This window comes from Pirellulales bacterium, assembly GCA_036499395.1.
Lineage (GTDB): Bacteria > Planctomycetota > Planctomycetia > Pirellulales > JACPPG01 > JACPPG01.
The window spans coordinates 1-13818 of sequence record DASYDW010000086.1; the positions used below are offsets into that span (position 1 = coordinate 1).

General features: G+C 59.2%; 6 protein-coding genes. 5 read left to right on the forward strand and 1 reads right to left on the reverse strand.

What is annotated here, in order from left to right:
- From VGN12_16020 to VGN12_16040, 5 genes are all read left to right on the forward strand, one after another.
- Window positions 1–1435 (forward strand): SPFH domain-containing protein (locus VGN12_16020; GenBank protein ID HEY4310958.1); only part of this gene is annotated, 1435 nt, incomplete at its 5' end.
- Between the two features lie 221 nt (window positions 1436–1656).
- Complete coding sequence (locus tag VGN12_16025) at window positions 1657–2751, forward strand: hypothetical protein (GenBank protein HEY4310959.1); 1095 nt, start codon at window positions 1657–1659, stop codon at window positions 2749–2751.
- Between the two features lie 226 nt (window positions 2752–2977).
- Window positions 2978–4369 carry an efflux RND transporter periplasmic adaptor subunit gene (locus tag VGN12_16030; GenBank protein HEY4310960.1) on the forward strand — a complete coding sequence of 464 codons (1392 nt, stop codon included), beginning with the start codon at window positions 2978–2980 and terminating at the stop codon, window positions 4367–4369.
- Between the two features lie 9 nt (window positions 4370–4378).
- Complete coding sequence (locus VGN12_16035; GenBank protein ID HEY4310961.1) at window positions 4379–7756, forward strand: multidrug efflux RND transporter permease subunit; 3378 nt, start codon at window positions 4379–4381, stop codon at window positions 7754–7756.
- 5 nt (window positions 7757–7761) lie between these two features.
- On the forward strand, window positions 7762–11001 hold the full coding sequence (locus tag VGN12_16040; protein HEY4310962.1) for an efflux RND transporter permease subunit: 3240 nt from the start codon (window positions 7762–7764) through the stop codon (window positions 10999–11001).
- A gap of 411 nt (window positions 11002–11412) precedes the next feature.
- On the opposite strand, the gene VGN12_16045 is transcribed toward VGN12_16040, so the two are convergent.
- A complete protein-coding gene (locus VGN12_16045; GenBank protein ID HEY4310963.1) occupies window positions 11413–13131 on the reverse strand; it encodes an efflux transporter outer membrane subunit in 1719 nt (572 codons plus the stop codon).
- Window positions 13132–13818 lie beyond the last annotated feature (687 nt).

A 13818-nucleotide genomic window follows, 5' to 3' on the forward strand; every position in this document is an offset into this window, starting at 1 on the left:
ATCCACACGAAATGGTACTTCAGGTCGAAGCGACTATGCGAACCAGTCCGGTACTTTTCCATCACCCGATCATAGCAAACCGAAAAACCTCAAGGGTTCGCCTGACGGCGAGGGATTTAGACCCATCGCATGGACATTAATTCCGAAGACCGTCGTACCGATCGGCTATGTCGGCGTCGTCGTCAGTTACTACGGACGCCACGGTACCGACCTGTCGGGCGATGCCTTCCGCCACGGCGAACGCGTGGCCGAAGGGGAACGTGGCGTGTGGGAGCGTCCGCTCGGCCCGGGCAAGTATCCGTTTAACACCTTCGCCGGCAATATCGTGCTGGTGCCGACGACGAATTTCGTGCTGCATTGGATCACTGGCAAGAGCGAGTCGCACCGCTATGACGAAAGTCTGCGTTCGATCGACCTGGTGACCAAGGACGCGTATGAACCGCTGCTCCCCTTGTCGGTGGTCGTGCATATCGACTACCAGCGGGCCCCCAGCGTCATCCAGCGTTTCGGCGATGTAAAGCGATTGATTACGCAGACGCTCGATCCGATGTTGTCAGCTTTCTTCCGCGACGTAGCGCACAAGAAAACGATGCTCGAGCTATTGCACGAGCGCGATACGATCCAGGCCGAGGCGCGGGAAGTGCTGCGCCGAAGGTTTCGAGAATTCGATATCGAATGCGTCGACGTCCTGATCGGCAAGCCCGATTCGCAAAACGGCGACCAGAAGATCGAAACGCTGCTCGAGCAGTTGCGTCAACGGCAGCTTTCGTTCGAGCAACTGGAAACCTACGAGCGTCAACGGGCCGCGGCTGACAAGCTGCGCATCCTGAACGAAGCCCAGGCCCAGGCCAACAAGCAAACCGAGTTGACCAACGCCCGGGTGCAAATCCAGATTTCGGAAAGTAATGGCGAGGCAGACCTGGCCCGTGCTCGCAAGCAGGCCGAACAGGTCGTGGTCGTGTCGGACGGCGAATTGTCCCGTTCGCGCCGCCAGGCCGAGCAGACGGTCGTCTTGGCCGAAGCCGACGCGCGGCAACGCGAGTTGGCCGGTCGCGGCGAGGCGCAGAAGATTGCGCACGTCGGTCTGTCCGAGGCCGCGGTGCTGTTCCAGCGCATCGCCTCGTACCGCGATCCACGGTTGTACGCCATGTCGCTCTTGGCCGAGCAATTGTCCAAGAGCACGCAACCACTGGTGCCAGAGCGCGTCTTCGTGGCCGGTGCGGCCGGCGGCGACGGCGCGAGCGCCGGCCCTGCGGGACAAACGACCGGACTGTTGGGCTTGCTCGTCAGTCTGCTCGTCTCCGAGAAATCAGGCTTCCAGTCGGAATCGACCGACCCGGCGCTAGGCGAATTCAAAGCCTTCGCCGACCGCATGACAAAGCAAGTCATGCAACTGGTCGAAAGCGACCCGACCGAGAAGCCGGCCAAGTCGTGACGCGATAGTTAGAAGATGACGTAGAAACCGAAGAGGAGCCACCCGACCGCGGGTGCCATGGCCACGCAAGTTGCGTGGCCATGTTTTTGCGCTGCAAGGCGCTGAGTTACGTCATGATACCGTCATCCGTGAAGTTCCAGGAAGACACGACTTACTTCGGTGAGATTACGCAGCAACTAGTGTAGGATCTGAAAAAGGAATCACACGGCGGAGCAAGCCTAATGCCAATTTCCGTTACGATGGTCGATCAAACAGTATCGCCCGAGGAATTGAGAGCGGACGACATTGCCGCCATTTACATTTTGCGACTGCCGTTTCGCCTTCGCGTCGGAAAGACCTTCTCGTTCAAATACGACGATAAGACCGATATTTTCGTCAGGAATAGCCTCGTCGTGCCTAGCGAACTAACGACGCAGGAGCTTTTGCACCAGATGGCAAGCACTACTCCTGCAACGCCCATCGAAGCACTCAAGTCTGACATTGGCATCGCGATTTGGAATCTGGGAATCGACGTCGATGTTGTACGCAGAATCGCGCCGAACGCAGAGCTAATCAATATGCCGTCACGGCATTTTGCCGCTTTATGTGCAATTAACGACTTCATAGTGGCATATCAAACTACTACTCAAATGCTTTTTGGGGGGCAGGCCCTCGCGCGTCTGACCAATATGGAGTTGTTCGACAGCATGAAATGCGAGATAGCGTATGTCGGCCGATTCGGGCAGGTGCCCAATTGGTCGGAATGCTTCAAATTCGCTGATTCCTGCGGATCAATCGTGCTACAGCAAGTTCACGGCGACTTTGGCGATCTCCCTCTCACACTACTCGAGGGGATAAAGCGGTCGTTAGACCTCAAGCATGAATACATCTTTTATGAGTTTGCTCTCGATGCCAAAACTCGAATGGCCAATAAGGACTATGTTGCCGCATTGCTTTATTCTGTGATCGCGTTGGAAGGAGCGCACGCTGCGATGTTGCGGCTCGGATTGCAGAGTCGGTTTATGCATATCCTGGATGAAGAAGAGCGGAACAAGGTCGTTGAAAGCCGAGTCGCGGACCTACTTCGCACCGAGGGATTGTTTGTTCTTAATCAATTGACCCCGTTCTTGTTCATGGAAGAGAATGAACGGCCGTCGGCTAACGAAATAAACGCATGTGCAACGGGGATCACCATGCGGAATGCGATTATGCATTCAATTAGAAAGAAAGGGAGATACCGACTTCGACAATGGTCGAACAGAGAAATCACCGACGCGTACAGTGACGTCTTGGCTGTCTACAACAAGTATGTCAGAGCGATTGAAGCAAGGTCGTAGATTCCAGCCAATAGCCGGGCTCACACACTCGTCATCGGCACCGAACAGATAGGTGCGGCGCTTACTTTCGAAATTCTTGCGCAATAGCGATCCCGCCTCGGCTCAGCTCGCCCATTAATTCACTCAAAATTGCCCTATTTCTCTGGGTTTTTTGCACTTGCGCGGGGCTATATTTCCTTGCGCTATTGTCAATCTCGCCTTTTTGCGTTCTGTGCGGACTTTCGGCATGAAGCCCCGCGTGCTGTGGATTTCGATGCTCGTGCTGTTCGGTGCTGCGCATGGTTGCGGCCGCCGCCAGGCACCGCCGTCGGACTCTGGCCCGCCGATCGTTGACGTCAGCCGGCCCGTGCAGCGCAAAGTTGTCGACTATATCGACTACACCGGACGAACCGACGCGGTGTACTCGGTCGATATCCGCCCGCGCGTCACTGGATATCTCACCAAGATGCCGTTCCGCGAAGGAAGCGACGTCAAAGAAGGGGAACTGCTCTTCGAGGTCGATCCGCGTCCCTATCAGGCGCAACTCGATCAGGCGCTCGGGCAGCTCGAATTGGCCAAGGCGCGGCTGAAGGTGGCGCAGGCGAATAATTCGCTGGCCAAGGAAACCGGCAAAACGCCCGGTGCCATCAGCGTCCAGGATGTGAACAAGTACGAAGCGGCCGAGGAAGAAGCCTTGGCCGACGTCGACGCCGCCAAGGCCAACGTCGAAGTCAATCGTTTGAATCGCGAGTTCTGCGAAGTCAAGTCGCCGATCGATGGGCAGGTCAGTCGTTATTACTTCACGCTCGGCAACCTGGTGAATCAGGATCAGACGCTGCTGACGACCGTCGTCTCGCTCGATCCGATCTATGCCTATTTCGACGTCGACGAGCGGACGCTATTGCGAATTCGCAACGCGATCAATGCCGGAAAGCTGCGCCCCCGCGGCCCCGGTGAAATTCCGATCATGATGGGCTTGCAGGGCGAGCCCGGCTATCCGCACGACGGCATCGTGAACTTCATCAACAACAAAATCGATCCGTACACCGGCACGATCACGCTGCGTGGGAAGTTCGATAATAAGGAACCGAAAAACGGCGTTCGGCTGCTTTCGCCGGGCTTGTTCGTCCGCGTCCGCATCCCCTTGGGCGAGCCACACGAAGCCCTGTTGGTCACCGACCGCGCCGTCGGTACCGATCAAGGCTTGAAATACCTCTACGTCGTCGATGCACAGAACAAGGTGCAGTACCGTCGGGTAACGCTGGGCCCGTTGGAAGACGACGGACTGCGCGTCATCGCCGATGGCTTGCAGGCGGATGATTGGGTTGCGATCAGCGGCCTGCAGCAAATTCGCCCGCTGATGGAAGTAAAACCGGAACAGATTTCGATGCCAATTCCGGTCGAGGAGGCGGCACAGTCGCAAGCCGCGGCCAACGGCATACCGGCGACGGCCAAGCCCGACGCGGCGAAACTCGACAAGCCCGCGGATGAAAAGAAAGCGCCGGAAAAAGAGGCTGCTGCACCCGAGAAGGGACCGCAAGCGAAGCCGGCGACTACTCCCGCCGCGCCGGCAGCCACTCCGGCCGCACCGGGTAAGGCTGCGGATTCCGCTCCGGCCTCGCAGGGCTCTACCCCGTAGGGCGGCCCGATGATATCGCGATTTTTCATCGATCGCCCCATCTTCGCGTCGGTGCTGTCGATCGTGATCACGCTTTCCGGCGCGATCGCGATGCTCTCGTTGCCGTTGTCACAGTACCCCGAGATCACGCCCCCTACGGTGCAAGTCTCGGTGACTTACCCCGGCGCGAGCGCGCAGGTCGTCGCCGATACTGTCGCCGCGCCGATCGAACAGCAGGTCAATGGCGTCGAGGGGATGCTCTACATGTCGAGCCAGTCGGGCAACGACGGCTCGTACAATCTGACCGTCACGTTCGACCTGGGGACCGATCTGAACACGGCGCTCGTGATGGTTCAGAACCGCGTCTCGCTGGCGATGCCGCAATTGCCCACCTCGGTGCAGCAAGAAGGGCTGACGATCAAGAAAAAGTCGCCGAACATTCTGCTGGCGGTCAGCTTCTACTCGCCCGACGGCCGCTACGACAATATCTACCTGAGCAACTTCGCCACGATCTACATCAAGGACGAATTGTTCCGGCTCGAAGGCGTGGCTGACATCAACTACCTGGGCGAGCGCGACTACAGCATCCGCGCGTGGCTTGACCCCGAGCTGCTGGCGTCGCGCAGTATCACGGCTGCCGAAGTGGCCCAGGCCATCAAGGGGCAGAATCAGGCAGTCTCGCCGGGCTCGTTCGGCCAGCAGCCCACACAATCCCCCACCGCGTTTCAGATGCCAATGGACGCGCTGGGGCGACTGACCAAGCCAGAACAGTTTGGCGACATCATTATCAAGACCTTCGACGGTGGACCCAACGGCGTTACGCCGCAGATCGTCCGCTTGAAGGACGTCGCACGCGTGGAACTGGGCGCGCAACAATACGACCAGAGCAGCATGCTCAATGGGCAGCCGTCGGTGGGTTTGGCGATCTACCAACTGCCGGGCACCAACGCCCTGGACGTAGCCGATCGTGTGAAGTCCAAAATGCGCGAGCTGAAATCGCGATTCCCTGACGGCGTCGACTACGAAATCGGTTACGACACCACGCCGTTCATCAGCGAATCGATCGAGGATGTGGTCCACACGCTGTTCGAAGCCGTTGTCTTGGTCGCGATCGTCGTGCTCTTGTTCTTGCAGAACTGGCGGGCCACGGTGATTCCGCTGGTAGCTGTGCCGGTGGCGATCGTTGGCACTTTCGCCGTGATGCAGGTGCTGGGCTTTAGCTTGAACAACATCTCACTGTTCGGGTTGGTGCTCGCCATTGGCATCGTGGTCGACGATGCGATCGTCGTGGTCGAGAACGTCGAGCGCTGGCTGGAAAAAGGCCTGGCCCCACGCGAAGCCGCCCGCCGCGCCATGGATGAGGTCACGAGCCCCGTGATCGCAGTGGCCGTGGTGTTGTGCGCGGTGTTTGTGCCGTGCGCTTTTATCAGCGGTATTCCTGGGCAGTTCTTTCGACAGTTCGCGGTGACGATCGCCGTATCGACCGTGATTTCCGCTTTCAATTCGCTGACGCTCAGCCCGGCCCTGGCGGCGTTGTTATTGCGCCCGCGTTCCGGCCCGAAGGATATCTTGTCGCGTCTGCTCGACTTTACGCTGGGGTGGCTGTTTCGCGCGTTCGATCACACGTTCAATTTCGCCACAGACATTTACGCCCGCATGGTCGGCTGGTTCCTGCGTCTGTCCGTGATTGTGCTGTTGGTTTACCTGGGGCTGCTGGTCGTTACCTACGGCCTGTTCGCAAAAATGCCAACGGGTTTCATCCCGCAACAGGATCAGGGCTGGCTGCTGGTAAACGTGCAGTTGCCCGATTCTTCGGCCGTGGGACGCACGCAGGACGTGATGCGCAAAGTGGACAAGCTGGCTCGGGCAACGCCCGGCGTCCGCGTGACGGTGGCCGTTTCGGGTCAGTCGGTGTTGCTCACGGCCAATAGCGCAAACTTCGGCTCGATGTTCGTCGTGCTCGATCCCTTCGACAAGCGTCGGTCGGAAGACTTGAAGGCCGACGCGATCATGTATCAATTACGCGAGACCTTCAAACGCGAGATTCCCGAAGCGATGGTCAGCGTGTTCGGCGCGCCACCGGTGCCTGGCATCGGTACGGCCAGCGGTTTTAAGCTGATGGTCGAGGACCGCGGTTCGCTGGGCTTGCCGTCGCTGCAAAAATACACCGACCAGTTGATCGAGGAATTATTGAAAACGCCCGGCCTGGTCGGTGTGTTCACGATGTTCCGCTCGAACACACCGCAGTTGTACATGGACATCGATCGCAGCAAGGTCCGCGCCATGGGCGTCACGATCCAGGATCTGGATGACACGCTGCAGATCTACATGGGATCGTTGTACGTCAACAACTTCAATGACTTCGGCCGCTCGTGGCAAGTCAACATCATGGCCGACGCCCAGTTTCGTAATCGCGAGCAGGACATCAATATTCTGAAAGTGCGCAACAATCAAGGCAACATGGCCCCCTTGAGCACGCTGGTCGATATGCGCGAAGTGAATGGGCCGATCATGGTCACGCGCTATAATCTTTATCCCGCGGCGCCCGTCAATGGTGTGATATTTCCTACGCTCAGCTCCGGCGAAGCGATCAAGATGATCGACTCGATGGCGGTCTCAGCGTTGCCCCGGTCGATGAAGACCGAATGGACTGAGCTGACGCTGATGCAAATCCGCGCCGGCAATACGGCGATGTACGTGTTTGGGCTGGCCGTGGTGTTCGTTTTCCTGGCGCTCTCGGCCTTGTATGAAAGTTGGTCGCTGCCGCTAGCCGTGATCCTGGTCGTGCCGATGTGCTTGCTGTCGTCGATCGTCGGCGTGGCAATGGCCCACATGGCGATCAATATCTTCGTGCAAATCGGCCTGGTGGTGCTCGTCGGCCTGGCGTGCAAAAACGCAATTCTGATCGTGGAATTCGCCAAGCAACTGCGCGATGAAGGGCAGCCGCTGCGCGAGGCCACGCGCGAGGCGTGCCGGCTGCGGCTGCGGCCGATCATGATGACGTCGTTCGCCTTCATCCTGGGCGTGGTGCCGTTGGTTGTAGCCCAAGGGGCGGGCGCCGAGATGCGGCAAGCACTGGGCACCGCCGTCTTCAGCGGGATGTTGGGCGTGACGCTGTTCGGAATCTTCTTTACGCCGGTATTCTTCCTGGTCATCGAAGGCCTGGGCGAAACGCCGTTTTTCTGCAGGCCTGCCGTGCAACGTTATGGCTCGGCCATGCTGGGCGGATTGGCCGGACTGATCGCCGGCGGATTGCTGTACATGGTCACCCACATCAGCCTGCCCGTGGCTCTGCTATTGGGTATCGTCTTGGGCGTGATCAGTACCACACTGGTCACGCGTCTGCGCCACGTGCCACGAACCGCGCATGGTCCTACCGCGTGCCCCGAGCCAACAGAAAAAGAGTAGTTACTGTGATCTCGCATTTTTTCATAGACCGGCCGATCTTCGCCTCGGTGTTGTCCATTGTGGCAACGCTCGCTGGCGCGATCGCGCTATTCGCCCTGCCCGTGGCGCAGTATCCGGACGTCACGCCCCCCACGGTCCTCGTGACGGCGCTCTATCCCGGAGCCAACGCGCTGACAGTGCGCGACACCGTGGCAGCCCCCATCGAGCAGCAGGTCAGCGGCGTGGAGAACATGATCTACATGTCCTCCCTATGCACCAACGACGGGGCCTACGTCCTGACCGTGACGTTCAAGCTGGGCATGGACTCGGACATGGCCCAGGTGCTCGTGCAGAATCGCGTGCAATTGGCCGAACCGGTGATTCCCGATCTGGTGCAACGCGAAGGGATCAACGTCAAGAAGATGTCACCATCGACGATGATGATCGTCAACTTGGTTTCGGACGGGCGGTACGACAACATCTTCTTGAGCAATTACGCCACGATTCAGATTCGTGATGAGCTGGGGCGTCTGCCCGGCGTGGCCAACGTCGCATACCTGGGCGAGCGTGATTACAGCATGCGGGCGTGGCTCGATACGGAAAAGCTGGCCGCGATGGCGATCACGGCCGAGGACGTCGTAGCGGCAATCAGCGAGCAAAATCTGCAGGTGGCGGCCGGACAGATCGGTCAGCCCCCGATTCCTCCCGGGCAACAGTTTCAATTAACGATCAATACCCTCGGCCGTTTGATCGATCCCGAACAATTCGCTGACATCATCATCAAGGTCGGGCAGAACCAGGCCACAACGCCCACCGGTGGCTCTGGCCAAAGCGGCGGCACAACGCCGAATAACGAGCAAAGCCAATCGACCAGCATCGTGCGATTGCGCGACGTGGCACGCATCGAGCTTGGCTCGCAGCAGTACGATCAGTCCTGCACTTTGGATGGCAAACCCTCGGTGGCGCTGTCGATCTACCAACTGCCCGGGTCGAATGCCCTGCAAACGGCGCAGGGAGTGTACGCCAAGATGGAAGAATTGAAATCCCGCTTCCCGGACGGCATGAAGTATGAAATCGTCTACGACACGACCCCCTTTATCAAGGAGTCGATCGGCGAAGTGTTTAAGACGCTGCGTGACGCGATCATCCTGGTCGCGATCGTGGTGTTGGTGTTCTTGCAAAACTGGCGAGCCGCGCTGATTCCCTTGATCGCTGTGCCCGTGGCCGTGGTCGGAACCTTTGCGGCTATGGCGGCGCTCGGTTTCTCGCTCAACAACCTTTCGCTGTTCGGACTGGTTCTGGCGATCGGCATTGTCGTGGACGATGCGATCGTGGTCGTGGAGAACGTCGAGCGCTGGCTGGAAGAAGGGCTTTCGCCGCGTGACGCCGCCCGCAAGGCCATGGACGAGGTTACGAGCCCCGTGATCGCCGTGGCGCTGGTGTTGTGTGCCGTGTTCGTGCCGTGCGCCTTCATTAGCGGCATCACCGGTGAATTCTTCCGGCAGTTTGCAGTGACCATTGCCACGTCAACCGTAATTTCGGCATTCAATTCCTTGACGCTCAGCCCGGCACTGGCGGCCTTGATCCTACGACCGCGCCACGCGCTGCATGACCCGCTGACCCGCGTGCTCGATTTCACGCTGGGTTGGTTCTTCCGGCTGTTCAACGGCGCGTTCACGATCGGCACGTCGGCCTACACACGCGCCGTGGGAATGCTGTTGCGTGTCAGCGTGATCGTGCTGCTGCTTTACGGCGGACTTCTGTGGTTGACCTATGAAGAATTCCGCCGGGCGCCGACGGGCTTCGTGCCCGAACAGGATAAGGGGTACCTGCTGGTCAACGTGCAACTGCCCGACTCGGCCACAGTGGCACGAACCGAGGCCGTGATGGCGCGGCTAGACGACATCGCCCATCAAACCACCGGTGTTTCGCACACCGTGGGTATTTCCGGACAATCGTTGCTGCTGGGAGCCAATGCGCCGAACTTGGGCTCGATGTACGTCATGCTGAAGGAATTCGGCGAACGCCGCGGCATCACGGCCGACGACGTGGCCGCGAAGATTCGCCAGCAATGCCACGCCGAGATCAACGATGCGGTTGTCAGCATCTTTGGCGCTCCGCCGATCGACGGACTTGGCACCACAGCCGGCTTCAAGATGATCGTCGAAGACCGAGGCAACCTGGGGCTACCCGAACTGGAATCCGTTGCCGATCGGATCGTGGCCAATGGTAATGCCACGCCTGAGCTCGACGGAATGTTCGCGAGCACGCGCGTCAACACACCCTGGCTCTATCTGGACATCGATCGAACGAAATGCCTGGCCGTAGGGCTGTCGATGGCCGAAGTGTTCAACACGTTGCAAGTCTATCTCGGTTCGTACTACGTGAACAACTTTAACGAGTTCGGCCGCACCTGGCAGGTGAATGTTATGGCCGACACGCCCTTTCGCGACCGCATCGAGGATATCTCGCTGATCAAGATTCGGAACAAGCGCGGCGAAATGGTACCGCTGGGAACGGTTCTCGACGTGCGCAATTCCAGCGGGCCCGCCGCCGTAATGCGCTACAACATGTATTCCGCCACGGCGATCAACGGCAACGTGGCCCCGGGCATCAGCTCGGGCCAGGCGATCAAGATTATGCAGGACATCGCCCAAAAAGAGTTGCCGCGGTCGATGGCCTTCGACTGGACCGAACTGACCTACATGCAATTGCAGGCCGGCAACACCGCGGTCTATGTCTTCGCCCTGGCCGTAGTGTTCGTGTTCCTGGTACTGGCGGCGCAGTACGAAAGCTGGAAGATGCCGCTGGCCGTGATCTTGGTCGTACCGATGTGCTTGCTGTGCTCGGTGATCGGGGTCACGGCATCCAGCATGGACATCAATATCTTCACGCAAATCGGCCTGGTCGTGCTGGTCGGACTGGCGAGCAAGAATGCGATTCTGATCGTCGAATTCGCCAAGCAGCAGCAAGAAGCGGGCGTGCCCCTGCGCGAAGCCGCGCTCGAAGCATGCCGGCTGCGTTTGCGACCTATTCTGATGACGTCATTTGCGTTCATTCTGGGCGTGGTGCCGCTGGTGCTCGCGCACGGCGCCGGTGCTGAAATGCGGCAGACCCTGGGAATGGCCGTTTTTAGCGGCATGTTAGGCGTAACGCTGTTCGGCATTTTTTTGACGCCGGTTTTCTATTATGTCATTCAATGGTTCGGCAAGTCCCCCGCGACGAATGCGGATGCGCCGGCCGCCGCAGCGAACGTCGAACACTAAGCAAACGCCATCATCATTTCGTCGCTGGTTGCGTGGCATACGAAGTTGCCTGCTGCGGCGAAGCGGGAAGGACATAGATGCCTGCCGGGTTCGTCGGCGCGCAACGGTACCACGGTTCGCAATTGCGCGGGCAACCGGGAAGTGGTTTGCGACAGTAGTCGTCGCACGTGCCGCAGACGCAGGGGGGCGGGCCGGGAAGCGGTTTGCGGCAATAATCGTTCGGACCACAACAACCTGGGCAAGGCGGCGCACCAGGGAGCGGCTTACGGCAATAATCGTCGCAACACCAGGTGTCGCAAACGCCGCATGGCGGCGAACAGACATCGCGTCGAGCCCAAGGAAATCCTGCTCTCGATTCGCCAGTCCCGCTCACGATCGACGCCAGCACGACGAGGGCCGTCAACGTTTGCCTCATGGAACGCCTCCGCGCGAGCCACCAGGAGCTTGCCGCACAGCGCTATTAGTGACGCTCGTGGGTACAACACGCGACGACGGGACAATTCGATTTGCTGCCTGGGAATCGACGCTCGGCAATGGTCGCACCATACCCAGCGGGCCGTCCGGCGGCGGCAGCGGCGGAATCGGTCCGTGCACAGCGGGCGGATCCAGCAGCGGCGAAGGCGCCGGAATCTTTTCCGGGTCACGACGGGCATCCGGCGGCGGCAGCCCAGGCAATGCGCCGGCCGAAGGATCGAGGCGGATCTCCCACCCGCCTCCCAGCGCGCGAAAAGTCTGCACCAGCCCCAGCGCTATCGAACCAAGAGCTTGCGCGTACAGGTTCTGCTGCTGGACCAAATTCTGTTCCACTAGCGACACGCGATTGAAGTCAGTCAGTCCGCCCTGATATTGCGCAATCGCGACCACCGCGGCCTTCTTGGCGGCGGTCACACTTTCGGCCATGTAGCGCGTCTGCACCTGCGATTTCAGGAACACCACGATGCCGTTTTCGATTTCCTGGCTGGCCGTCAGAACGGTTTGCTGATAGTGCGCCACGAGTCCCTGAAAGACGGCGTCCTGAGCACGCACATTGTTCAGAATGCGGCCGTAGTTCAGCAAATTCCACTGAAACGTCGGCCCCCAAGCGCCGTATAAAGCTCGGGCGTTAAACAAGTTCTGAAACTCTTCCGCCGAATAGCTGAATGTGCCATTCAGCGAAATAGCCGGATAGAAATCCGATTCGGCGATGCCGATGTTTTCGGCTTGCGCTGCGGCATTGCGCTCGGCGCGGCGCACGTCGGGCCGCCTGCGCACCAGGTCGGCCGGAATGCCGACCGCCACCTCGGGCCCAACGATCGGTATCGAACGAGGCTCCATGCGCCGTACCAGATCCTCGGCCGGTATGCCCAGCAGCACGCACAGGCGGTTATTGGTTTGCCGTAGCGAGATTTCAAGCTGCGGAATCTGTGCTTCGGTCTCTGACAAAATGCTCTGCGCCTGATCGACGTCGAGTTCCGTGACCAGACCTCCCTTATAGCGAGCCGTCGCGATGGCAAGCGTTTCGCGCTGCAATTGCACGTTCGCGCGCGTCAGTGCGATTTGCTGTTCGTAGATGCGCATCTGCACGTAGGCCTGCGCGATATCGCCAAGCATCGTCACCAACGCCGCGTCGAAATCCTCGACCGAGGCGTCCAACCGATCATTGGCCGCGGTGATCGCGCGACGGAAGCGCCCCCAGAAATCCAGCTCCCAGTTGAGCGTGAATCCCCCATCCCACTGTGGATAGTACTGATCGAGCACGAAGCCACGGTTGGCGACCTGAGTGCTGATCGCGTTGCGGGTATGGTCGCCGAACGCGTATTGCTGCTGCGGGAAAAAGCCACCGACGGCAATGCCGAGCATGGCGCGATTCTGCAGAATACGAAAGCCGGCTTCGCGCAGTGTCAGATTCTGTCGATAGGCATCAGCCACTAGTTCGTCGAGGACCGGATCCTGAAACACCGTCCACCAATGCGCAAGCTCCGGCGATTCTTCCTTGCGCAGCCTCATGTCCTCGGCATCGATCCAATCGTTGGCCACGGGCGCGGGCGGGCGCCGATAGTTCGGTCCAACTTTGAATCCGTTGGATACATACTCGCGGAAGCTAGTACAACCAGAACTAAGCACGACCAGCGCGCAGGCCAAAGTTCGCACGCTGATTCCAAGCGATCGCACGGATCGCAGGTGCGCGCCGGCGCCTGCGCACGGTCGCCAATCGCGACCGAACGCGCGCGGTTTCGATCCGGCAACGGACGACGATGTCGTCAGACGCCGAGGCGCGATTGCCTCCATGCGCGAAATCCTTCGGGAATCAGACGATTTGAGGGGTGGGAACAGTCTAGGAATGGGGCGAGGCCGACAGGGGAACTTGCGGCCGCGGGGAGCGTGCAGACGGGAAATATCCGCACTCATTGGCAATATCGGCAAATCCGGCAACCAAGGAACAACCCAAACCCGCCCGAGACAGATCAGATTCGTAAGTACTTTGAATAGAAACGCTTAGGTGCGGACTCCTGGCGACCGATCGACATTCCTTAAAAATGCCCTCTTGACAATTCAGCCGGAATTCCAATAATCACACGCAATGTGATCGAATTGGTGATGTTTAATCCCATCGACCATGTTGTTGAGTCCAAAAAACTCAAGCGTCGCTGACTGGAATTCCGGAGGCACGCGTTACGACTTATTAGGAGTCGCGCATGTCACAGCGATATTTTCCATTTTCCAGCGACCAACTCTCAATTGATGCGATTTTGGCAACCGGCACTCCCTTGCCGCGGTTGCGGTCCGCATCGATTTTGCAGCGATCACGAGCCCACGGACGCGTGGCCGTGATCGCTT

What these genes read in the sequence shown, in the direction of transcription:
- VGN12_16025 (HEY4310959.1), top strand. Translation starts at nt 1,657, where the DNA reads ATGCCAATTTCCGTTACGATGGTCGATCAAACAGTATCGCCCGAGGAA.
- VGN12_16030 (HEY4310960.1), top strand. Translation starts at nt 2,978, where the DNA reads ATGAAGCCCCGCGTGCTGTGGATTTCGATGCTCGTGCTGTTCGGTGCT.
- VGN12_16035 (HEY4310961.1), top strand. Translation starts at nt 4,379, where the DNA reads ATGATATCGCGATTTTTCATCGATCGCCCCATCTTCGCGTCGGTGCTG.